Below are 23,671 nucleotides of genomic sequence, written 5' to 3' on the forward strand. Positions count from 1 at the left end.
CGGGAGAAGATCGTCAGGCGATCTCTTCCAGCGGCAGTTCGGGCCGCGCCGCGAGCGCACGAAACCGCTTCGCCGTTCCTTCCGTGAACGGCTTGGCGAACACGGTCGACACGGTCCGGAAGTCGGCGGTCGCATGCTCGGGCGTCAGCGTCAGCAGCGTGAAGCCCTTGGCGTCCTGATCGCAGAACCGCACTTCGCCCTTGTTGGCGTCGGCGATCAACGTCCCGATACCCGGCAATAGCGATCCGTAGGACGGGCTGGTGATCGCGGTGCAGCCGAATTCGACCGCGACCAGCTTGCCCGCGTCGTCGTGCAGATCATTCGCCCACGCGGCATGACTGTCGCCCGACAGCACGATCGGCCGCGACTTCGCACGCCGGAACGCCGCGTACAGGCGCTCGCGGGCGGGCGGATAGCCGTCCCAGCTGTCGAGGCCGAACGGCATGCCGGCACGGTACGAAGCGATGCCTGCCGCCAGTCGCTCACGCCACATCGCCGGCAGCTTCGCCATCGTCTCGCCGAATTTCACCGGTCCGAGTTGACGCTCCATGTCGGGCCCCGCGACCTTCGCCATCACGATCTGGTTGCCCAGCACCTGCCACGGCTTTCCCGCCGTCACCGATGCCGCCATCGTCTTCTCGAGCCAGGCAAGCTGCGCCGGCCCGAGCAGTTCGCGATCGGGCCGCGCGCGCTCGGCCAGCATCGGCGCGTATTCTGCGGGTGTGATCGCCTCGCCCTTCGACACGACCTGATGGCTGCGCGCGAGCAGCCGCGTCTCGACCATCACCAGCGTGGCGAGATCGCCGAAATCGAAGCTCCGGTTGATCGCCGCCCAGGGCTGGCCGGGCTTAGGATCGCGGATCGGCATCCATTCGAAATACGCCTGCATCGCGGCCGCCTTGCGCGCGTCCCAGTCGCCCTCGGTCTTGGGATCGTGGTTTTCGGCACCGTGCATCCAGTCGTCGTTGGCGACCTCGTGATCGTCCCACACGCAGATGAACGCGGCGCGGGCGTGCGCCGCCTGCATGTCGACGTCGCGCTTCACCTGCGCGTGGCGCATGCGGTAGTCGGCGAGGCTGACGATCTCGTGGCGCGGCTCGACCAGCCGGCCGATCTTCTTGGCGATGTCACCGCCGTACCCGTCGGCGCCGTATTCGTAGATATAGTCGCCGAGGTGCAGGACGGCGTCGAGCCGGTCGAGCTTGGCGATCGCGTCATACGCATTGAACAGCCCGCCCGCGTAGAGCTGGCACGAGACGACGGCCATGACGACATCGGCGACCTTGCCCTTTGGGAGCGTCCGGAGCCGGCCGACCGGCGAGCGCGTGCCGTCCGCGGCATCGAACCAGTAGCGATATTCGCGGCCAGGCTGGAGCCCGGTAGCCTCCACCTTGGCGGTGAAGTCACGCGCCGCGCGGGCCTTGACGGTGCCCGAGCGGATCGGCTTGCCGCCTTCGGTCTCCGCGACGTGCCAGGTCAGCGCGATGTCGCCGGCCTGCACCGCATCGACCGGTGTCGCCCGCGTCCACAGGATGGCGCCGTCGACCGAAGGATCGCCGCTCGCCACCCCGTGATCGAAGCGAGCTTTCGCCGTACCTGCCGCGTGTGACGCTACTGCGGGGAGCGCGAGCGTTGCGCCGGACCCGGCAAGTTTGAGGACGTTCTTCAGGGCATCGCGGCGGTTGATCGTCATCGGCTCAGGCTTTCGTAACGGGTGTTGCCCGCCTGCTAGCCACGATCGAAGACACCCCGGCGGCAACGATGTGACAGCGTCGTTACGGAATAGTCATTTTGCTTTCATGAAGACGCCATCGAAACGTCACCTCGTCCCCGTAATGCGACGGCAACGAAAACGGGGGACTTAATGACACGTATCTTCACGCGGCTCGCGCTTGCGACGCTCGCCACGACCTGCTCGACCGCGGCACTCGCGCAGGCAGATACCCAGACCGAACTCCAGGCGGGCACCGATAACGACGAAATCCTGGTCACCGCGCAAAAGCGCGAGCAGCGGATCGCCGACGTTCCCGTCACCGTCACCGCGGTGACCGGCGCCAAGATGGCCTCGATCGGCGTCAATTCGCTTTCCGAAGTTGCCGCCTACATTCCAGGCCTGCAAATCCAGGAACAGAGCGCCAACAACCCCGGCTTCGTGATCCGTGGCATCACCTCGGACAACGGCTCGTCGCAGCAGGGCGCCCGCGTCACGCTCTATTACAACGGCATCGACATCAGCCGGTCACGTGGCGCGTATCAGGATCTGTACGATCTCGAGCGGATCGAAGTCGTGAAGGGTCCACAGGCCACCTTGTTCGGCACCGCTGCCGCAGTCGGCGCGATCAGCCTCGTTTCGGCCAAGCCCGAACCGGGCGTGTCGGGGGCGATCAACGGGACCTATGGCAATTTCAACCGTACGCAGGTGTCGGGCTTCCTCAACGCCGGCAACGACGTGCTCGCCGGGCGCATCGCGTTCGCCTATAAATACCGCGACGGCTATGTCCGGAACATCGCCGGCGACGCGAACGTCCCCAACCAGAACCAGGGCGGCGTCGATCAGGACGACCTGAACGGCCAGGACCAGCGCGGCATCCGCGGCTCGCTCCGCTATCGCCCGAGCGACAGCATCACCGCCGACCTCGTCCTCACCTATGACGGACAGCGCAACCCCGGCACCGCATTCAAGAGCCGCGCGCATGCGCCGACCGGCGGCCAGACCGGCGACTATGGCTATGCGGAACTCTCGGGCTCCCCGTACAGCGCCGCGGTTCTCGGTGCCCGCAAGCTCGGACTCGATCGCAACGTCTATGACGCCAACCTGACGATCACAGCAGACCTGTCACCGGGGATCACCTTCACTACCGTCAACGGCTATCGCCGGTTCGACGCGCTCGAAGTGTTCGACGCCGATGGTGGCCCCGCTGCGTATCTCGAGTTCGCCGAAGACGCGAAGGGCGACCAGTGGAGCCATGAGAGCCGCTTCGCCTTCGAAGGGCCCAAATACCGCGCCTCGGTAGGCTGGAACGCGTTCTTCGAGAACGGCTTCCAGCGCGTCCCGTTCGCGACCGAGGAAGGCACGTACCTCGCCTGCTCGGTCGCTGCGGCTTACGCCCCAATCCGCGCGGCACTGAACGGCGCCGGCATCCCGACCGGCACCGGATGCGTTGCACCGAACGGCACGGTTCCCGCGACACGCGCAACCGCAGCGCTCACAGGTGGCCGCGCAACGGCAATACCTTACGCGGCGGAGTTCACGAACTATGGTAGGAACAACACCTACTCGGTGTTCGCCGACGCGACCTATATCCCGGTGCCCGCGCTCGAACTGACCGCGGGCGCGCGCATCCTGATCGAGGATCGCCAGTCGGGCTATTCGTCGGTTCAGCCGAACTCGGTGATCCTGGCGGCGCTCGGCATCCGGTCGAGCCTGCTCGGAACGGCCAACACCAACGGCAACAAGTTCGTCGCGGAGAAGAGCTTCACCGCGATCCTGCCGCGCTTTAACGCGCTGCTGAAGCTCAACGACGACGTCAATCTTTACGGCACGATCAGCAAAGGCCGCCGCTCGCCGGTCGTCCAACTGACGGCACAGTCCACACCGTTCGGCGTTGGCCCGAACCTCCAGAACGTGCCCGAGGAGAACGTCTGGAACTACGAGGGCGGCATAAAGGGGCGTGTCGGTCCGTTCACCGGCGCCGCCTCCGTCTTCTATCAAGTCTATGACGGGTTCCAGGTCTCCGTGACGCAACCGAACGGCTCCGCGCTGACACAGAGCGCCGGTTCCGCGAAGAATATCGGCGTGGAGCTCGAAGGGAATCTCAAGCTCGCCGACTATCTCTCTGTATTCGGTGCATTTGCGTATATCGACGGTGGCATCGCGGACAAGCCGATCGGCTCGTTCGCGGGCAACAAGTTCCGCCTGCAGCCGTCGACATCGGCCTCGGCGGGCGCGATGCTCCGCGTACCCGTCGGCAGCGCCAGCCTCTACGCGACACCCAGCGTCACCTACCGTTCGAAGGTGTTCTTCGAGCTGCCGAACAACGATGCGATCAGTCAGGGAGGCTACACACTGGTCAACCTGCGCGCGGGCGTCGCGTTCGCGCAAGGTCGGTACAGCGTCGGGGGGTTCGCCCGGAACGTCACCAACAAGCGCTATCTGATCGACGCGGGCAACACTGGCGGCGGCTTCGGCATCCCGACCTACATCGCCGGCGAGCCACGCTTCTACGGCGTCGAGCTGGGCGCGAAATTCTAACTCTTACGCATCGTTACACACCGCGCAACCATCCCCGGGGGGACCAAGCATGACGTTCGAGACCATCTATACCGACGGCGATATCGATACCAACCCGACCGCCAATCCGCATATCAACGACCTGATCGAGTCGCGCTATTCGCGTCGCCAGACCTTGATGGGCGGCATGTCCGCAACGGCCGCGGCAGTTTTCGGCGGCATGTTGCTGACCGGCTGCGACGATGACAATGACGGCAACGGCTCAAGCCCCGTCACGGTGACGGCGACCGCGGGTGGCAGTTCGACCGCCGGTCGTGTCGCTACGCTGACCGGTGCGGCGATCGGCCAGGTCGACAGCGTGACCTGGACGCAAACCGCTGGTCCCGCCGTGACGCTCGCCGGTGCCTCGACCGCCACCGCGACTTTCGTCGTACCCGGCGCTGCTGCCGGAACCGTGCTCAGCTTCCAGTTTACGGCGGTATCGGCCAGCGGTTCGGTCAGCGCGACCACCAGCGTGACCGTCGGCGCGGCCTCGTTGGGCTTCACGGCGGTTGCGAAGAGCCTCGCGGACGTCGTTGCGGTTCCTGCAGGTTATGCGGTGACGGTCTTGTACCGGCTCGGCGATCCGATCGGCAGCGGTGTCGGCGCGTATGCCAATGACGGTACCGACGCGACCTTCTCGAAGCGCGCGGGCGATCATCATGACGGCATGAGCTATTTCGGCATGTCCGCCACCGGCACGCCGGACGCGAACGGCAACACCCGCGGCCTGCTCGTGCTCAACCATGAGAACATCACGCAAGCCTATCTGCATCCGAACGGCCCGACCAATACCGGCGGCGTCCGTCCCGAAGCCGAGGCGCTGAAGGAGATGGAGTGCCACGGCGTGTCGGTGATCGAGGTCAGCCGCGCCGCCGCCTGGAGCTACGCGACCGCCTCGTCCTTCAACCGTCGTGTCACACCGCTGACGCCGGTGAGCTTCTCGGGCCCGGTGCGCGGCGCCGACAGCCTTAAGACGCGCTACTCGCCGGATGCCACCACGGGCCGCGGCACGATCAACAATTGTGCGAATGGTACAATGCCTTGGCACACATACTTGACGAATGAAGAGAACTGGGTCGGCTATTTCCGTCGTGAGGTCGGCGATGGCGCGCGACGTGCAGCGAGCGGCCCGGCTGGCGTGAAGGCGAACACTTCACTCACCCGTTACGGCAAGAGCGAGAGCAACACCGGCGGTAACTATGGGTGGTCGACGGTCACGGCAGCCGACACGACTAGTACGATCTATGCGCGCTGGAACATCACCGCGCAGGCCAGCGCGCCTGCCGACGGCACGGGCGATTTCCGCAACGAGATCTTCCAGTACGGCTGGGTTGTCGAGATCGATCCGTTCGACGCAGCCTCGACGCCGCGCAAGCGGACCGCACTTGGCCGCATGAACCATGAAGGCTGCGAGATCGGCCGTACGATCCCCGGCAAGAAGCCCGCATTTTACATGGGGGACGATGCGCAGAACGAATACATCTACAAGTTCGTGTCCGCGACCCCGTGGTCGGCCGCCGATGCGACCGCCGCGAACCGGCTTGCGATCGGTGACAAATATCTCGACGCCGGAACGCTCTACGTGGCGAAGCTCGCAGCGGATGGCACCGGTCAATGGCTGCCGTTGGTGTACAATCAGGGGCCCCTCACCTCGGCCAATGCTGCGTATCCGTTCTCGAGCCAGGTCGATGTGTTGATCAACACGCGTCTTGCGGCCGATGCGCTGGGTGCGACGCGGATGGATCGTCCGGAGTGGACGGCAGTGAACCCGGCGACCGGCGAGATGTATTGCACGCTGACCAACAACTCGTCGCGGACGGTCGCAACTGCCGACGCGCCGAACCCTCGCGCCTATGTCGATCCGAAAACCACGGGCGGGCAGACCACGGGTAACGCCAACGGGCACATCATCCGCCTGCGCGAGACCGGCGATACGTCCGAGGCGCTGACATTCGCCTGGGACATCTATGCCTTCGGTGCGGGTAGCGATCTCGACGCGACCAACATCAACCTGTCGGGCCTCAATGCGACCAACGACTTCTCGTCGCCGGACGGCCTGTGGTTCGGCCTGCCGAGCAATGCCTCGGGGACGATCGCGCCGGTGATGTGGATCGAGACCGACGACGGCGCGTACACCGACGTGACCAACTGCATGCTGCTCGCCTCGGTACCGGGGATCGTCAACGACGGTGGCACGCGGACCGTGACGAACACGATCGGTGCGGCTACCGGCTCGGTGACGACGCGGGTCGGCAAGGCACCGGGCGCGGCACTGCGTCGCTTCCTGGTGGGGCCGAAGGAGTGTGAGATCACCGGCATCCATTCGACGCCGGATGGCCGCTCGCTGTTCGTCAACATCCAGCATCCGGGTGAGAATGGCGGGCCGACCAACATCACCAGCAGCTGGCCGGCTAACCAGGCGGGCGCGGTGACGGCTCCCTCGCGGCCGCGATCCTCGACGATCGTGATCACGAAGACCGACGGGGGTGTCGTGGGGCTTTAAGTCTCGCGGCGGACTTGCGATCCTCCCCCGCAAGGGGGAGGTGGCACCGAAGGTGACGGAGGGGGAGGACACGCAACGGGAGTTACTCTGTCCGCCCCCTCCGTCTGGTAAGTGCCAGCCACCTCCCCCTAGCGGGTGAGGACTTTTAGTGTCCCTCAATCACACCGACAAACCCCGCCCCGGCGGAGGCCGGGGTCCAGCTGGGGGACGTCGTCGATCCGCGCTGCGCTGCGTTATTGCCACCTCGCCAACCGGGCCCCGGCCTTCGCCGGGGTGGTGCAGCTTCGAGCGCGTCGTGCAATTTCGGGGGGGCGACCTCCCGTGTTACTTAGACCGTTCCCGCCGGAATCCGCGCGAGAGCCTCCTGCTCGATCTTCTCCAGCTCGTCGCGCGTCTGCACGATCGCCTCGCGTTGCGCGTCGAGCAGGTCGATCCGCTGGCGACAGCGTTCGGCCAGCGCGCGCATCTGCTCCACATGTTGAGGGTCGGCGTCGTACAGGTCGAGGAACTCCTCGATGTCGCGCAGCGTGAAACCCAACCGCTTTCCGCGCAAGATCAGCTGCATCCGGGCGACTTCGCGCCGCGTGTAGACCCGCGTGGTGCCGATCCGGCAGGGCTCGATCAGCCCCTTGTCCTCGTAGAAGCGAAGCGTCCGCGCGCTCACGCCGAGCATGCGCGAGACCTCCTGTATGCCGGTAAGATCGTCCTGTCGGTCGTTCACGAATCCACTCCCCTCGCCTCCGACGCCGCCTTTGCGGTCTCTTCAGCGACAAGTTCCTTTTTGGATAGCTTGCCGATCAGCGTCTTGGGGAGACTGTTGCGGATTTCGACCTCGCGGGGAAGCTCGATCTTGCTGATCTTGTCGCGCAGAAAATCGCGCAGTTCGAGTGGGGTAGCGACCGCACCTTCGGCCAGCACGACGAACGCCTTGGGGGCCTGGCCGCGGTATTTGTCGGGCACGCCGATGACCACGGCTTCGAGCACTGCGGGGTGTTCGTACAGCGCCTCCTCGATCACGCGCGGATAGACGTTGTAGCCGCCGGCGAGGATCAAATCCTTGATCCGGTCGACGATGAACAGATAACCGTCCGCATCGAGGTGCCCCACGTCGCCGGTGCGCAGCGCGCCGTCCGCGAACAGGTCGGCGGTGGCGGCGGGCTTGTGCCAATAGCCCTGCGTGATCTGCGGCCCGCGTGCGCAGATCTCGCCATTCTCGCCGACGGGCAGCAACCGGGTCGGATCCTCGCGGTCGCGGATCTCGATCGTCGTTCCGGGAAAGGGCAGCCCGGCGGAGCCCGGCTTGTTAAGGCCATCGATCGGGTTGCAGGTGATGATCGGCGAGGCTTCCGACAGGCCATAGCCCTCGACGAGCTTGGCGCCGGTCGCCGCCTCGAACGCGGTGCGGACCTCGGCGGGCAGCGGTGCGCCGCCCGAGATGCACGCGTGGATCGAGGACAGGTCGATCTTCTGCGTCTCCGCCGCGGTGGTGATCGCGGCGTAGATTGTCGGTACCGCAGGGAAATAGCTCGGCTTGGTGCGGTCTATCGTCTTGAGCAGTTGCTGCAGTTCGAAGCGCGGCAGCAGGATCATCTCTGCGCCGGTGCGGATCGAATAGGTCAGCACGGTGGTCAGCGCGAAGACGTGGAACAGCGGCAGTGCGCCGAGCACGCGGTCCTGGTGCGGTTGCTCGCCACCGACGAACACTACCATCGCATCGGCGTTCGCGACGAGGTTGGCGTGGCTGAGCATCGCCGCCTTGGGCTCGCCGGTCGTGCCGCCGGTATATTGCAGCACCGCGACCTCGTCCGGGGAGACCGCGACCGGGGACGGCGCACCCTTCGCCTTGAGCAGCGCTTCGAACGTGGAATGGCGCGTGTCCGTCGGCGCCCGACCGATCTCCGCGCGCTTGAAGATGCGGTAGGCGATCGACTTCAGCGTTGGCAGCGCGCCGGCGATCGGGCAGGTGATGACGTGCTTCACGCCCATCTGCCCCGCGACCTTGAGCACGCGCGCGTGGATTTCGGCGATGTCGCAGGTGGCGATGATCGTCGCGCCTGAATCCTCGAGCAGATGCGCCAGCTCGCGCTCGACATAGAGCGGGTTGACGTTGACGACGACGCCGCCCGCCTTGAGGATCGCGAAGAACAGGATCGGATAATAGGGCGTGTTCGGCAGGCAGAGCGCAACGCGCGTGCCCTTCACGACGCCCATGTCCTGAAGTCCGCGTGCCGCCCGATCGACCGACTCTCCGAGTTCGGCATAGGTCAGCGTCCGGCCCATGAAGTCGAGCACGTTGCGCGACCCAAACCGCTGCACCGAAAGGTCGAGCATGTCGCCCAGCAGCCGCGGCTCGCCCAGCAACGGTACGCCGATCGCCTTGCCCCCGGAAGTGTCCTGCATCTCGCTCTCCATAACATGGTGTGCGTAAGCCATATTGTCGGCCGCTTCACCTTGACGTAAAGGTGAGGTATCGCACCTTAAGGGTAACCCGCAAGCGTTAACCGGGTCGACCGCAATATGAGAGGATCATCGTGACCAACGTCGTCATCGCCGGGTACGCCCGTTCGCCGTTCCACCTTGCCGGCAAGGGCGAACTCGCCCGCGTCCGTCCGGACGATCTCGCCGCGCAGACGATTCGCGGGTTGCTCGACAAGACCGGCGTCGATCCGGCCGAGATCGAGGACATCATCCTCGGCTGCGCCTTCCCCGAGGGCGAGCAGGGCCTCAACGTCGCCAAGCTGATCGCTCAGATCGCCGACCTGCCGATCTCGGTCGGCGGGATGACGGTCAACCGGTTCTGCGGCTCGTCGATGAGCGCGATCCACATCGCCTACGGCCAGATCGCGGTCGGCGCGGGCGAGGCGTTCATCTGCGCGGGCCTCGAATCGATGAGCCGCGTGCCGATGGGCGGCTACAACCCCCTCCCCAACCCCGAGCTCGCGAAGAAAAGCGCCGGCGCGTATATGGGCATGGGCGAGACCGCCGAGAACGTCGCGCGGCAGTACCAGATCACGCGGGCCGAGCAGGACGCGTTCGCCGTGAAGAGCCAGGACAAGGCCGCCGCGGCGCGCGCCGATGGCCGCTTGTCCGACGAGATCGTGACGATCCGGACCAAGGCGGGCCCGGTCAGCCAGGACGGCACGATCCGCGCCGGCACGACCACCGAAGCGCTCGCCGGCCTGAAGCCTGCGTTCAGCGCGGACGGTTCGGTGACCGCCGGCACGTCGTCGCCGCTGACAGACGGTGCGTCTGCGGTGCTCGTCACCTCGGAAGAGTTCGCGAAGAAGCACGGGCTGACGATTCTCGCGCGGATCAAGTCGATCGGCGTGTCGGGTTGCGCGCCCGAGACTATGGGGCTTGGCCCGATCGGTGCGTCGAAGAAGGCGCTGGAGCGTGCCGGGATCACTGTTGCAGATCTCGATGTGGTCGAGATCAACGAGGCGTTCGCGAGCCAGGCGATCGCCTGCATCCGCGACCTCGGCTTGAAGGACGAGACGATCAACCTCGATGGCGGCGCGATCGCGATCGGTCATCCGCTCGGTGCGACCGGCGCTCGGATCGTCGGCAAGGCGGCTGCGCTCTTGTCGCGCGAAGGCGGCCGCTATGCGCTGGCGACCCAGTGCATCGGCGGCGGTCAGGGCATCGCGACGGTGCTGGAGCGCGCATGATGGTCGACGCTGTGAAAAAGGTCTGCGTCATCGGCGCAGGCGTGATGGGTGCGGGTATAGCCGCGCAGGTCGCCAATGCGGGTATCCCGGTGTTGCTGCTCGACATCGTGCCGCGCGACCTGCCCGAGGGCGGCGATCGAGACGCAGTGGCAAAGGGCGCGGTCGCCAAGATGCTCAAGACCGACCCCGCCCCCTTCATGTCGAAGCGCGCGGCCAAGCTGGTCGAGACGGGCAACATCGACGATCATCTGGGTCGGGTCGCAGAGTGCGACTGGATCGTCGAGGCGATCGTCGAACGGCTCGACATCAAGCAGGCGCTCTATGCCAAGCTCGAGGCGCTGAAGCGTCCGGGCACCGCGGTGTCGTCGAACACCTCGACGATCCCGCTCGGCAACCTCGTCGAGGGGCGGTCGGACCAGTTCAAGGCCGACTTCCTGATCACGCACTTCTTCAACCCGCCGCGCTACATGCGGTTGGTCGAGATCGTCCGTGGTGAGCATACCGACGTCGCGGTCGCCGAGAAGGTCGAGGATTTCGTCGATCGTTTCATGGGCAAGCGCATCGTCCGCGCGAAGGACACGCCGGGCTTCATCGCCAACCGCATCGGCACCTACTGGCTTGCGATCGCGATCAACGCGGCGATGGACCAGGGGCTGACCGTCGAGGAGGCCGACCAGATCGGTGGCCGTCCGATGGGCGTGCCGAAGACCGGGATCTTCGGGCTCGTCGACCTCGTCGGCGTCGACCTGATGCCGCTGCTGGCGAAGAGCCTGTCGTCCACGTTGCCCGCTGGCGATCCGTATTTCGATACGGTCCGCCCGCTGCCGCTGGTCGACAAGATGATCGCGGAAGGGTTCACCGGCCGCAAGGGCAAGGGTGGGTTCTATCGCTTCGACAAGGCGACGCGGACCAAGCTGTCGCTCGATCTCGCGACCGGCGAGTACCGGGCGGAAGCCAAGCCCGCTGAGTTGCCGGGTAAGACCGGCAAGGACCTCGCGGCGCTGATCGCGGAGCCGGGCAAGATCGGCACCTATGCGTGGACGATTCTCGGCAACACGTTGTCCTACGCGGCAATACTCGTCGGCGAGGCGGCGGACGATGTCGTCGCGGTCGATGACGCGATGAAGCTGGGGTATAACTGGAAATACGGGCCGTTCGAGCTGATCGACCGGATGGGGCCCGGCGTGCTCGCCGCGCGCCTTGCCGAGGAAGGTCGCGACGTTCCTGCGATCCTGAAGACCGCGGGCGATCGACCGTTCTATCGCGTCGAGAACGGCCAGCGTCAGTATCTCACGGCTGGCGGTGACTATGCCGACGTGCCGCGCGCTGACGGCGTCGAGTTGCTCGAGGACATCAAGCTTCGGTCGCAGCCGATCCTCAAGAACCTGTCGGCGTCGCTCTGGGATGTGGGTGACGGCGTTGCGGCACTTGAGTTCCACACCAAGATGAACGCGCTCGACGATCAGGTCGTGGCGCTGATCAACGAGGCGATCCCGGTCGTCCGCGAGCGCTTCAAGGCGCTGGTGGTGTATAACGAGGCGTCGAACTTTTCGGCAGGCGCGAACTTGGGCGCGGCGATGTTCGCGGTCGGGGCGGGCCTGTGGGACATGGTCGAGGCGAGCGTCGCGGGCGGGCAGCAGGCGTACAAGGCGCTCAAATACGCGCCCTTCCCAGTCGTCAGCGCGCCTGCCGGGCTCGCGCTCGGTGGCGGATGCGAGATTCTACTCCACTCGGACGCGGTGCAGGCGCATGCCGAGACCTATGCCGGCCTGGTCGAGTGCGGCGTCGGGCTCGTCCCCGGCTGGGGCGGCAATGGCGAGATGCTCGATCGCTGGACCAAGTCCCGCACCTTGCCGAACGGACCGATGCCGATGCTGACCAAGGTGTTCCAGGCGGTCTCCACCGCGCAGGTCGCAAAGTCGGCGGCGGAGGCGAAGGAAATGATGATCCTGCGCAAGGACGACGGCATCACCATGAACCGCGATCGGTTGCTAGCGGATGCGAAGGCCAAGGCGCTGTGTCTGGTCGAGGGCTATGTCGCGCCGGAGAAGCCGACCTTCCGCCTGGCGGGCGCGAGCGGCCGGACGGGCCTGAACATGGCGGTTGCGGACTTCCACAAGAAGGGCATGGCGACCGACTACGACCTCATCGTCGCGGATCGTCTTGCGGAAGTGCTGACGGGTGGCGAGGCGGATCTGGTCGACACGGTGACCGAGGACCAGCTGCTCGATCTGGAGCGCGCGGCGTTCATGGCGAGCGTGAAGGACCCGCGGACTCAGGCGCGAGTCGTGCATATGCTCCAGACGGGCAAGCCACTCCGCAACTAAGACTGTTCCCCCGCGAAAGCGGGGGCACACCGTGCGCATGAACACTTTTTCACCGCGCGGAATCAGTAAGAAGACTTGACTTGTCTTCGTACAATTCTAGTCGGGATCGATAACTGCCGTATACGGCAACAAGATCGCGATAACGTCGACGGCCTGACGAAACATTCGATGACCGCACGCATGCGGCGTCACCAACGACACTAGGAGAGGATAGAAGATGTCCCTGTTGATCGCCACCGCCCTGCTCGCCGGCGCGTCCGCCACGCCCGAGACCGTCATCGGCCGCTGGAAGACCGAGACGCACAACGCCATCGTCGAGATCGCCCGCTGTGGCCCGTCGATCTGCGGCAAGATCCTCACCTCCGACGCGCTGCGCGCCAATCCTTCGATGAAGGATGCGAACAATTCGAACACCGCGCTGCGCAACCGCCCGATCCAAGGGATGCAGATGCTGAGCGGGTTCAAGCCCGATTCGAACGGCGTCTGGAGCAGCGGGCAGGTCTACAACGCCGAGGACGGCAAGACCTATAGCGGGAAGATCACGCCGCTCGGTGCGAACCAGCTGAAGCTGCGCGGCTGCGTCTTCTTCCCGCTCTGCAAGACCCAGACCTGGACGCGCGTGCGCTGAGGCGACGCCTCCGCCTCCTCATTATCAGTACAGCTTTCAGGACCTTATCCATGATGTTTCGCACCAAGGCTCCACTTCTCGCGGTATCCGCGCTCGTGTCCGCTTTCGGATTCGCCAGCACCGCGTATGCCGACGCATTTTATCTCCAGGCGCAGTCCGCGCGTGGCGCCGGTCGCGCATTCTCGGGCGAAGGCGCCGACACCGGTCCTGACTCCCTGTGGTGGAACCCGGCGGCGATCGCCGGTATCCGCGACGGCAGCGCGACGCTCGCCGCCTCCGCGATCCTGCCAAAGGGCGATGTCGTCGATACCGGCACGCGCATCTGCCGCCCGGGCCAGGCCTGCACGGGGATCAGCGGCCAGTCGAACTCGCGCGACCCGATCAACAAGGGCGTCGTGCCGTCGGGTGCGGTCGCGTATCCGCTGACCGATCGCATCGCGGTGGGCCTCGCGGTGACCTCGCCATTCAGCTTCACGACCAACTACGACGCGAACAGCTGGGCGCGGTACAGCGCCGACAAGACCCGGCTGCGGACGATCGACATCCAGCCTTCGGTTGGTATCGTCGTGACGGATTGGCTCCGCGTCGGTGGTGCGCTCAACGTCGAATATACCGATGCGTCGCTCAGCAACGCGCTGCCCAATCTGTCCGCGGCGCTGCCCGATGGCCAGCAGGAGCTGAAGGGCGATGGCTGGGACTTCGGCTGGACCGCGGGCGTACAGCTCCACAACGACTTCGCGACGGTCGGCATCAGCTACAAGTCGAGCATCCGCCATAACCTGAAGGGCGATCTGACCGTCAGCGGTCTCGTCGGTCCGCTCGGCGGATCGAACACCACCGTGTCGGGCGCGAAGGCTGCTTTCAACACGCCGGGCCAGGTCATCGTCGCAGGCCGGTTCCGCGGTACCGATAAGCTGACGCTCAACGCGCAGGTGGTCGCGTACAGCTGGAGCAAGTTCGACACGATCGATCTCGGCGCGCCGCTCAACACCGCGATCCCCGAGAACTACATGGACAGCTGGAGCTTGGCGGGCGGCTTCGACTATGACGTCACGCCGAAGCTGACCGTACGCGCCGGCCTGCAGCGGACCAAGTCGCCGACGCAGGATGGTCAGCGCGACGCACGCGTGCCCGATGCGGATCGGTGGACTTATGCGGCGGGTGGCTCGTACCAGCTGTCCTCGCGCATCGCGCTCGACGCTGCCGCGCAATATGTCGACTTCGAAAATACGACGATCGACCGTATCACGGCGGCTTATGTCGGGACGGCGGCGCAGACCAACATCCTAACCTCGGGTGCGCTGCGCAACGCGTCGGCAGTCGTGCTCTCGCTCGGCGGGCGGGTAAGCTTCTAACACCGCCGTCACGATCCTCCCCCTCGCGGGGGAGGATTTCATACCTCGACCAGTCTCAAGCCCTCGGCGTAAACGCGCTGCTTGGCTGCATAACCGGCCGCCGACATTTTCAGGCCCGCAATCGCTTCCGGAGTCAGTTCGCGGACCGCCTTGGCTGGTGCACCGACGATCAGGCTGCCGGCCGGGAAGACCTTCCCCTCCGTCACCAGCGCGTTCGCACCGATCAGGCAATTCTCGCCGATCACCGCGTTGTTGAGGATAGTCGCGCCCATCCCGACCAGCACGTTGTCGCCGACCGTGCAGCCATGCAGGATTGCGTGATGGCCGATGGTGCAGCCTTCGCCGACGGTCAGCGGCGCGCCGGGATCGGAGTGCAGCATCGCGCCTTCCTGGATGTTGGTCCGCGCACCGACGAGGATCGGCGTGTTGTCGGCGCGGATCACCGCCCCGAACCAGACGCTGGCCCCCTCCCCCAGCCGCGTGTCGCCGATCACGTCGGCGGACGGTGCGACCCAGACGTCGTCGGCCAGCGTCGGTCGTCTACCCTCAATCGCGTAGAGTGGCATCAGGCGGCGTTCCTTTCCTTTGCCCGCGCGCGGAACGCGTGGAGCAGCGGCTCGGTATAGCCGCTCGGCTGCGTCAGGCCATCGAACACGAGCGCGCGGGCGGCCTGGAACGCGAGGCTGTCGTCCTCATACCCCGCCATCGGCCGGTACAGCAAATCACCCGCATTCTGCGCGTCGACCTTCGCCGCCATCCGCCGCAGTGCCGCGTCAGCCTGCTCCGGAGTGGCGATGCCGTGGAGCAGCCAGTTCGCCATGTGCTGCGAACTGATCCGCAGCGTCGCGCGGTCCTCCATCAGGCCGATGTCGTGGATATCCGGCACCTTCGAACAGCCGACGCCTTGGTCGACCCAGCGCACGACATAGCCGAGGATCCCCTGCGCATTGTTCTCCAGTTCCTCGCGCACCTCGTCCGGCTGCCAATTGTGCCCGGTCGCGACCGGGATTGTCAGCAGCGCATCGAGCGGAGCGATCGGCTCGGCCTTGCGCTCCGCCTGCCGCGCGAACACGTCGACGCGGTGGTAATGCGTCGCGTGCAGCGTCGCGGCGGTCGGCGACGGCACCCAGGCGGTGTTCGCACCGGTCATCGGATGCGCGATCTTCTGCTCGAGCATATCCGCCATCCGGTCGGGCGCGGCCCACATGCCCTTGCCGATCTGAGCCCGGCCGCTGAGCCCGCAGGCGAGCCCGATCTGGACGTTGCGATCCTCATACGCCTTGATCCACGAAGAGGCCTTCATCTCGCCCTTGCGGATCATCGGACCGGCGCGCATCGAGGTGTGCATCTCGTCGCCGGTGCGATCGAGGAAGCCGGTGTTGATGAATACGACGCGGTCCTTCACCGCGGCGATGCACGCGGCGAGATTGGCGGAGGTGCGGCGTTCCTCGTCCATCACCCCGACCTTGATCGTGTGGCGCGCGAGGCCGAGCAGGTCCTCGATTCCGTCGAATAGCCGGTTGGTGAAGGCGGCTTCGTCGGCGCCGTGCATCTTCGGCTTGACGATGTAGATCGAGCCCGCGCGGCTGTTGCGGATCGGGCCCGCGCCTTTCAGGTCGTGCAAGCCGATCAGCGACGTGACGATGCCGTCGAGGATACCTTCGGGCGCTTCGTTGCCATCCGAGAGCAGGATCGCGGGGGTCGTCATCAGATGGCCGACGTTGCGCACGAACATCAGGCTGCGGCCGGGGAGCGTGAACGCGCTGCCGTCGGGGCCGGTGTACTGCCGGTCCGGTTCGAGTGACCGCGTGACCGTGCGGCCGCCCTTGTCGAAGCTGGCGGTCAGGTCGCCCTTCATCAACCCCAGCCAATTGGCGTAGGCGGCGACCTTGTCCTCGGCATCGACCGCGGCAATCGAATCCTCGAGATCGGCGATCGTGCTGAGCGCGGATTCAAGCACGACGTCGGCAAGGTTCGCAGGGTCGTCGCGACCGATCGGATGCTGAGAGTCGATCAGGAGTTCGATGTGCAGGCCGTTGTGACGCAACAGGATGTTGTCGCCCACATGGCCAACGAGCTGGCTCTGATCGGCGAGTTCAGGCGTACCACCCGTCCAGTCGGTCCACGATCCGTTCGCCAACGGCACCGCATCGTCAAGGAATGCCTTCGCCCACGCGATCACCTGCGCGCCGCGCGCCGCATCATAGCCCTTGCCGGACGCAGCGCCGGGGATCGCGTCGGTGCCGTAGAGCGCGTCGTACAGGCTCCCCCACCGCGCGTTCGCCGCGTTCAGCAGGAAGCGGGCGTTGAGGATCGGCACCACCAACTGCGCGCCGGCGAGCGAGGCGACTTCCGCATCGACGTTGGCCGGTGCAACCGAGAACGGCGCAGGCTCGTCGACGAGATAGCCGATCGCGCGCAGGAACGCCTGATACTCGGCCTGGTCGATCGGCTTGCCGGCGCGGGCTTCGTGCCACGCGTCGATCTTAGCCTGAAGGTCATCGCGGACAGCGAGCAGCGCGGCGTTCTCCGGCGCGAACCGGGCGTAGATATCGAACACGCCTTGCCAGAACGCGGCGGCATCGAGACCCGTCCCCGGCAACGCCTGCGTTTCGATGAAGTCCACCAACGATGCGGCGACCTTCAGGCCTGCCTTTTCGATCATCTCGGCCATGCTGCTCTCCTATGCTCTGTCGGGACGATAGACGCCCGCCACCTTCGCCACTAGACATCATAAACCGAAAGCTGTTGATCGCCTGGAGAACGAATGGATCCCGACATCGTCCTCTTCGCCGAAGTCGTCCGCACCGCCAGCCTCAGTGCGGCGGGGCGTTCGATGGGTATCTCGCCGGCAATGGTGTCAAAGCGGATCGCGCGGCTGGAGGCACGGCTCGGTGTGCGATTGCTCAACAGAACGACGCGCCGCCTCGACCTCACCGCACGCGGCGCCGCGTATCACCGCGACATGGTGGAGATCCTCGCGGCGATCCGCGACGCTGAGGCGCGGGTGTCGGACCGCACGGATACGCCGGCCGGGCCATTGCGGGTCAGCGCGCCCACGTCGTTCGGCCGCCTCCACATCGCGCCGCACCTGAAGCCGTTTCTCGATGCGTATCCGGGGATCGAACTCGACCTCGACCTGTCGGACGGCTTCTCGGATGTGATTGGGGACCGGCTCGATCTCGCGATCCGGATCGCTCCAGCCGTGCCGCCAAGCCTGACCGGCCATCGCCTCGCCGACAGCCGTCGCGTCCTCTGCGCCGCGCCGAGCTACAGTGCCCCGCGCGATGCGGCCGCTCTTACGGAACACCGCCTGCTTGCAGCGAAAGGCCAGATGCCGTGGCGCTTGGCTGGACCCGACGGCGACGTCACGATCGATCGCCCGAGCTATGTCGCAACCAACTCCAGCGAGGTGGTGCGCGAACTCACGCTGGCCGGCGTCGGCATCGCGCTACGCTCGCTATGGGACGTCAGCGCGGATCTGGCGAGTGGCCGCCTCGTCCGCATCCTGCCGGAACTGGCCGGGTCTGCGGACGTCGGAATCTATGCAGTGCATGCGCGCGGCCCGGTGTCGTCGGGTACCGCTGCACTACTCGATTATCTGCGCGGTCTCTGGTCGCCGACGCCGCCGTGGGAGTCCTGAACGAGATCGATCGTCACCGCATCGATCCGTCTCAGCATCGCCACGAACTGCTCGACCTCCGCCCCTGAGAACCCGGCAAAGATGCGGCGTTCGAGGTCCAGCGCTTTTGGCGCGACCGACGCATAGAGCGTGTGGCCGTCGGCGGTCAGCCTCAGCAGGTGCGAGCGACGATCCTCCGGGTTCGCATGCCGCTGCATCAGCCCGCGCTCGACCAAGGCAATCGCCGCGCGACTGACCGTGACCTTGTCCATCCGCGTCTGCTGGCCGACCTGCTGCTGCGTAATTCCGTCCGCTTCGGCTACCACCGCCACCAGCCGCCACTCCGGGATCGTCAGTCCGAACAGCGCTTCGTACGTGTCCGCCACCGCCTCGCTGACAAGGTTCGAGGTGATCGACAGGCGATACGGGATGAAATCGTCCAGGACGAGTGCGCGGGTGGCATCGGAGTTGGGCATGTCAAAATCGTAACGATTGACACCAGTTGTTCAACCCGCCAGATTGGTAACAACGGATACCAACTGTCAGGATGTGATCATGGACCATATGGACGTAAACCCGATGGGTCTCGACGGGTTCGAGTTCGCCGAATTCACCTCGCCCGATCCCGACCGGATGGCCGCGCAGTTCGAGCAGTTCGGCTTCGTCGCCGCCTCGACCCACCCGACCAAGGCTGTCACGCGCTACAAGCAGGGCCGCATCAACCTGCTGCTCAACCGCGAGGACGGTGGCCACGCGGCGGCATTCCGCGCGGATCATGGCCCGTCGGCGAGCGGCATGGCGTTCCGCGTTCATGATGCCAAGGAAGCCTTCGACGCGGCGCTCGCACGCGGCGCCAAGGCGGCCGATGCCACCATGGGTGCGCTCGGCGAGGGCAGCTATGTGCTCGAAGGGATCGGCGGTTCGCTGCTGTATCTGGTCGACAAGCACGGTGCTGCCGGCAGCCTGTACGACGACTGGAATGCGGTTCCGGGCGCGGCCGAAGCGGAAGCCGAGAACAACGTCGGGCTCGACCTGCTCGATCACCTCACGCACAACGTGAAGCGTGGCCAGATGCGGACCTGGGCCGAGTTCTATGGTCAGATCTTCGGCTTCGAGGAGCAGAAGTATTTCGACATCAAGGGCAAGGCGACCGGCCTGTTCAGCCAGGCGATGATCGCCCCCGACCGCGCGATCCGCATCCCGCTCAACGAGAGCCAGGACGACAAGAGCCAGATCGAGGAATTCATCAAGGATTACAACGGCGAGGGCATCCAGCATCTGGCGCTGACCACCGACGACATCTTCGAGACGGTCGAGAAGCTGCGCGCGCGGGGCGTCAAGCTGCAGGACACGATCGAGACGTATTACGAGCTGGTCGACAAGCGTGTGCCGAACCATGGCCACGACCTCGAACGCCTGCGCCGCAACCGCATCCTGATCGACGGCAATGTCGGCGAGGAGGGGTTGCTGCTGCAGATCTTCACCGAGAACATGTTCGGGCCGATCTTCTTCGAGATCATCCAGCGCAAGGGGAATGAGGGCTTTGGTAACGGCAATTTCCAGGCGTTGTATGAGTCGATTGAGTTGGACCAGATCCGGCGTGGCGTGATCACCGTCGACGCGTGATCGAAGATCGAAGCGCAGCTTCGGTCGAGATGCAGCGCGCAGGCGCTGCCGTCGACCGGCCGGCGCGGACGAGGCCGCCCCATAGGGCGTGGCTTCGCCGTGACCGACGGGGCTGAGGTTGAAAAGAGTTTGAACGGCCGGCGGTTCGGGCGTTGATCGGAACAGGTGACGGAGAGGAAGCCATGACAATCCACCAGCCGACCAACGCCGCAGGCGAGACCGCCGGCCAGACCGAAGACACGGCGTATCAGCCCGGCTTCGGCAATCACGTATCGACCGAGGCGATCCCCGGCGCACTGCCGATCGGCCGCAATTCGCCGCAGCGCCCCGCGTTCGGCCTCTACACCGAGCAGCTTTCCGGGACCGCCTTCACCGCGCCGCGCCACGAGAACCGCCGCAGCTGGCTCTACCGGATGCGCCCGACTGCGGAACATCCTCCGTTCGAGCGCTACGCCGGCGCCCAGCGGTTCGCGCCTGGCACCACCGACGCGCCGCTCGCGCCCAATCGCCTGCGCTGGGATCCGATCGCGGCCCCCGCCCCGGATACTGACCTGATCGACGGCATGACGACGATGCTCGCCAACCGCGATCCCGCCGATCTCGAAGGCGTCGCGCTGCACGTGTATGCCGCAAACGCAGACATGACCGACCGCGTGTTCATGGATGCGGACGGCGAGCTGCTTTTCGTGCCGCAGGCCGGACGGCTCCGGTTGCTGACCGAACTCGGCCTAATCGACATCGCCCCCGGCCAGATTGCGCTGATCCCCCGCGGCGTCCGCTTCCGCGCCGAACTCCCCGATGGGGAGGCACGCGGCTATGTCGCGGAGAATCACGGCGCGCTGTTCCGCCTGCCCGATCTTGGCCCGATTGGCGCCAACGGCCTCGCCAACCCGCGCGATTTCGAGACGCCGGTCGCGTGGTTCGAGGATCGCGACGAACCGGTCGAGGTCGTTCAGAAGTTTATGGGGTCGCTGTGGGCCACCACGCTTGATCACTCGCCGCTCGACGTGGTCGCGTGGCACGGCAACCTCGCGCCGTGGCGCTACGATTTGTCGCTGTTCAACACGATCAACACGGTCAGCTTCGACCATCCCGATCCGTCGATCTTCACGCTGCTGACCTCGCCGAGCGACGTGCCCGGCCGCGCAAACGCCGATTTCGTGATCTTCCCGCCGCGCTGGATGGTCGCCGAGGGGACGTTCCGGCCGCCGTGGTTCCACCGCAACGTCATGTCCGAGGCGATGGGGCTGATCACAGGGGCGTACGATGCGAAGGCGGAGGGGTTCGCGCCTGGCGGTATCTCGCTGCACAATCTGATGTCGGGTCACGGGCCGGATCTCGCGAGCTGGCAGGGTGCGAGCGCGGCCGACCTGAAACCGCACAAGATCGACGGGACGATGGCGTTCATGCTGGAGAGCTGCTGGCCGTACAAGCCGACCGCCTATGCGCTCGAGCATTCGCAACTCGACTACGATGCGGTCTGGTCGGACTTCCCCAAGTCGATCCTGCCGAAGTGAGCCTGACGCTGCACGGCTATTGGCGCTCGACCACCGCCTACCGCGTCCGCATCGCGATAGCTGTCAAAGGCGTGGAGTACGCGCAGGTTACGCACGACCTTCGCAAGGGCGAACAACGCGACGCCGAGTACGGCGCGCTTAACCCGCAGGGACTCGTGCCGGCGCTAGCGACTGACGACGCCGTCCTGACCCAGAGCCCCGCGATCCTTGAATGGATCGACGAGACCTATCCCAATCCACCGCTGCTTCCTGCCGACGCGAACGGCAGGGCGATCGTCCGTGCGATGGCCGCAACGATCGCGTGCGACATTCATCCGGTGAATAATCTTCGCATCCTGAACGCCTTGCGCACAGAGTTGGGGGCGGACGAGGTGGCGGTGAACCGCTGGATCGCGCGCTGGATCGGCGATGGGTTCGCTGCGCTCGAGACGCAGATCGCGCGCTATGGCGACGGCTTCGCGTTCGGCGCGGCACCGACGATCGCCGATTGTCACCTCGTCCCGCAGGTCTACTCCGCGGAACGGTTTGCGGTCGATCTCTCACCTTACCCGAAGCTCAAGGCGGCGGCAGAGAACGCCCGCGCCCTCCCCGCCTTCGCCGCCGCGCATCCGGATCGCCAGCCGGACGCCGACCGCGCATGAGCGACGGCGAACGGCTGAGCGCGACACCGGGCGGGATCAAGCTCGCGCCGCTCGACGCGATCGCGGACGGCAAGGCGCGGAACTTTGTGCTCCAGATGCGCGCGGGTCGCTTCCACGGGTTCGTCGTGCGCAAGGACGACGCGGTGTTCGGTTATGTCGATCGCTGCCCGCACATGGGCCTGCCGCTCGCGCAGGTGCTCGACGAGTATCTCACGCCACGCGGCGACCTGATCGCGTGTAGCTGGCACTCCGCGCTGTTCGAGATCGACAGCGGCGCGTGCGTTGGCGGGCCCTGCGGGGGCACTCGGCTGACGCCATGGCCAGTCGCGGTGGTCGACGGGATGATCGTCACCGCAGGCTGACGCGGCGGGCGACATGCGCTAAGGGAGCGCACCTCCTCCCCTGCACGTTGAACCGATGACCGAAACCCTGCCCATCCGCGTCGTGGCGCTGTACCGCTTCACGCCGTTCGCCGATATCGCCGCGATCCAGCCGCCGCTCGCGCTGGTGTGTTGTTCCAACGGCGTGAAGGGGACGCTGCTGCTCGCCGCCGAGGGGATCAACGGGACGATCGCCGGGTCCGAGGAAGGTATAGATGCGGTGCTCGCGCATATCCGCGCGCTGCCGGGATGCACCGATCTCGACGTCAAGGAGTCGCGCGCGGAGACGATGCCGTTCCACCGGATGAAGGTCCGGCTGAAGCGCGAGATCGTGACGATGGGCGAGCCTTCGATCGATCCGCTGGAGGGCGTCGGCCATTATGTCGAGCCGGCGGACTGGAACGCGCTGATCGCCGAGCCGGGGACGATTCTGATCGATACGCGCAACGATTACGAGGTGGCGGTCGGGACGTTTGCCGACGCTGTCGATCCGCAGACCCGGACGTTCCGGGATTTTCCGGCGTGGTTCCGCGAACATCGTGACGAACTGGTCGGGGACGGTCCGCCGCCGAAGATCGCGATGTTCTGTACCGGGGGGATACGTTGCGAGAAGTCGACTGCGTTCCTCAAGGCCGAGGGGCTGGACGAGGTGTATCACCTCAAGGGCGGCATCCTGAAATATTTGGAGACCGTGCCTGAGGCGGAGAGCCTTTGGGAGGGGGAGTGTTTCGTGTTCGATCAGCGGGTTGCGGTCGGACATGGGCTTGCGTTGGGAAGTCATGTGCTGTGCCATGCGTGCCGGATGCCGGTGAGCGGCGCGGATCGTGCCTCGCCGTTCTATGTCGAGGGGGTGAGTTGCCCGGCGTGTCATGACGCGCGGGACGAGGTGCAGCGGGCTGGGTATGCGGAGCGCGAGCGGCAGGTGCGGCTGGCAGAGGCTCGGGGTGAGGCGCATGTCGGGGCGGTGTTGCCGAAGACGTATGGGGCGGATTGATCCGCAGGACCTTCAACGGTTTTTACCCCCCCCCGGCGGAGGCCGGGGTCCAATTGGGGAACGGTGCTAACGAAGCGCAGTTCGCCGTCACTGCAACCTTCCCAATTGGACCCCGGCCTTCGCCGGGGTGGTGGCGT

At 65.9% G+C, this 23,671-nt stretch carries 18 protein-coding genes; 12 read left to right on the forward strand and 6 right to left on the reverse strand.

Annotated features, from left to right (window positions below; all coding sequences use genetic code 11):
• Positions 1 to 13: 13 nt before the first annotated feature.
• Complete coding sequence (locus tag IFT67_RS01260) at positions 14 to 1,693, reverse strand: alkaline phosphatase D family protein (RefSeq protein WP_192144741.1); 1,680 nt, start codon at positions 1,691 to 1,693, stop codon at positions 14 to 16.
• A 171-nt stretch (positions 1,694 to 1,864) separates the two neighbouring features.
• On the opposite strand from IFT67_RS01260, the gene IFT67_RS01265 reads away from it, so the two are divergent.
• Positions 1,865 to 4,252, forward strand: coding sequence for a TonB-dependent receptor (locus IFT67_RS01265; protein WP_192144742.1), 2,388 nt, complete (start codon positions 1,865 to 1,867; stop codon positions 4,250 to 4,252).
• Between the two features lie 49 nt (positions 4,253 to 4,301).
• Positions 4,302 to 6,776 (forward strand): PhoX family protein, encoded by a 2,475-nt coding sequence (locus tag IFT67_RS01270; RefSeq protein WP_192144743.1) that lies wholly within the window; start codon positions 4,302 to 4,304, stop codon positions 6,774 to 6,776.
• A gap of 328 nt (positions 6,777 to 7,104) precedes the next feature.
• On the opposite strand, the gene IFT67_RS01275 is transcribed toward IFT67_RS01270, so the two are convergent.
• Together IFT67_RS01275 and IFT67_RS01280 are read right to left on the reverse strand one after the other, a co-directional pair.
• Positions 7,105 to 7,497: a MerR family transcriptional regulator gene (locus IFT67_RS01275; RefSeq protein ID WP_120300301.1), complete on the reverse strand. Its 393-nt coding sequence runs from the start codon at positions 7,495 to 7,497 to the stop codon at positions 7,105 to 7,107.
• On the reverse strand, positions 7,494 to 9,176 hold the full coding sequence (locus tag IFT67_RS01280) for a long-chain-fatty-acid--CoA ligase (RefSeq protein ID WP_244647123.1): 1,683 nt from the start codon (positions 9,174 to 9,176) through the stop codon (positions 7,494 to 7,496). Before IFT67_RS01280 ends, IFT67_RS01275 begins: the two co-directional genes overlap by 4 nt.
• A 131-nt stretch (positions 9,177 to 9,307) precedes the next feature.
• Between IFT67_RS01280 and IFT67_RS01285 the strand changes: the two genes are divergently transcribed.
• From IFT67_RS01285 to IFT67_RS01300, 4 genes are all read left to right on the forward strand, one after another.
• On the forward strand, positions 9,308 to 10,444 hold the full coding sequence (locus IFT67_RS01285) for an acetyl-CoA C-acyltransferase (RefSeq protein WP_192144744.1): 1,137 nt from the start codon (positions 9,308 to 9,310) through the stop codon (positions 10,442 to 10,444).
• On the forward strand, positions 10,444 to 12,771 hold the full coding sequence (locus IFT67_RS01290) for a 3-hydroxyacyl-CoA dehydrogenase/enoyl-CoA hydratase family protein (protein ID WP_192146324.1): 2,328 nt from the start codon (positions 10,444 to 10,446) through the stop codon (positions 12,769 to 12,771). Before IFT67_RS01285 ends, IFT67_RS01290 begins: the two co-directional genes overlap by 1 nt.
• 217 nt (positions 12,772 to 12,988) lie before the next feature.
• Positions 12,989 to 13,399, forward strand: coding sequence for a DUF2147 domain-containing protein (locus IFT67_RS01295; protein ID WP_107962338.1), 411 nt, complete (start codon positions 12,989 to 12,991; stop codon positions 13,397 to 13,399).
• Positions 13,400 to 13,449: 50 nt separating this feature from the next.
• Positions 13,450 to 14,754, forward strand: a complete 1,305-nt coding sequence (locus IFT67_RS01300) for an OmpP1/FadL family transporter (protein WP_192144745.1) — start codon at positions 13,450 to 13,452, stop codon at positions 14,752 to 14,754.
• A gap of 38 nt (positions 14,755 to 14,792) precedes the next feature.
• Here the strand turns inward: IFT67_RS01300 and IFT67_RS01305 are convergent, their stop codons facing one another.
• A complete protein-coding gene (locus IFT67_RS01305; RefSeq protein ID WP_192144746.1) occupies positions 14,793 to 15,320 on the reverse strand; it encodes a gamma carbonic anhydrase family protein in 528 nt (175 codons plus the stop codon).
• Entirely contained in the window at positions 15,320 to 17,419 is a 2,100-nt protein-coding gene (locus tag IFT67_RS01310) for a malate synthase G (protein ID WP_192146326.1), read from the reverse strand. Before IFT67_RS01310 ends, IFT67_RS01305 begins: the two co-directional genes overlap by 1 nt.
• Before the next feature lie 102 nt (positions 17,420 to 17,521).
• Here IFT67_RS01310 and IFT67_RS01315 point away from each other — a divergent pair, with 102 nt between their 5' ends.
• Positions 17,522 to 18,397 (forward strand): LysR family transcriptional regulator, encoded by an 876-nt coding sequence (locus IFT67_RS01315; RefSeq protein ID WP_192144747.1) that lies wholly within the window; start codon positions 17,522 to 17,524, stop codon positions 18,395 to 18,397.
• Here IFT67_RS01315 and IFT67_RS01320 read toward each other — a convergent pair.
• A complete protein-coding gene (locus IFT67_RS01320) occupies positions 18,352 to 18,852 on the reverse strand; it encodes a MarR family winged helix-turn-helix transcriptional regulator (protein ID WP_192144748.1) in 501 nt (166 codons plus the stop codon). The genes IFT67_RS01315 and IFT67_RS01320 overlap by 46 nt on opposite strands.
• Before the next feature lie 79 nt (positions 18,853 to 18,931).
• Between IFT67_RS01320 and hppD the strand changes: the two genes are divergently transcribed.
• The 5 genes from hppD (at position 18,932) to trhO (ending at position 23,534) form a co-directional block, all read left to right on the forward strand.
• Positions 18,932 to 20,002, forward strand: a complete 1,071-nt coding sequence (gene hppD / locus IFT67_RS01325; protein ID WP_192144749.1) for a 4-hydroxyphenylpyruvate dioxygenase — start codon at positions 18,932 to 18,934, stop codon at positions 20,000 to 20,002.
• Between the two features lie 182 nt (positions 20,003 to 20,184).
• Positions 20,185 to 21,519, forward strand: a complete 1,335-nt coding sequence (gene hmgA / locus IFT67_RS01330; protein WP_192144750.1) for a homogentisate 1,2-dioxygenase — start codon at positions 20,185 to 20,187, stop codon at positions 21,517 to 21,519.
• On the forward strand, positions 21,516 to 22,160 hold the full coding sequence (maiA, locus tag IFT67_RS01335) for a maleylacetoacetate isomerase (protein ID WP_192144751.1): 645 nt from the start codon (positions 21,516 to 21,518) through the stop codon (positions 22,158 to 22,160). The genes hmgA and maiA overlap by 4 nt, the downstream gene beginning before the upstream one ends.
• On the forward strand, positions 22,157 to 22,522 hold the full coding sequence (locus tag IFT67_RS01340; RefSeq protein ID WP_107962331.1) for a Rieske (2Fe-2S) protein: 366 nt from the start codon (positions 22,157 to 22,159) through the stop codon (positions 22,520 to 22,522). The genes maiA and IFT67_RS01340 overlap by 4 nt, the downstream gene beginning before the upstream one ends.
• 55 nt (positions 22,523 to 22,577) lie before the next feature.
• Positions 22,578 to 23,534 carry an oxygen-dependent tRNA uridine(34) hydroxylase TrhO gene (gene trhO / locus IFT67_RS01345; RefSeq protein WP_192144752.1) on the forward strand — a complete coding sequence of 319 codons (957 nt, stop codon included), beginning with the start codon at positions 22,578 to 22,580 and terminating at the stop codon, positions 23,532 to 23,534.
• Positions 23,535 to 23,671 lie beyond the last annotated feature (137 nt).

The organism is Sphingomonas sp. CFBP 13728, assembly GCF_014841895.1.
GTDB lineage: Bacteria > Pseudomonadota > Alphaproteobacteria > Sphingomonadales > Sphingomonadaceae > Sphingomonas.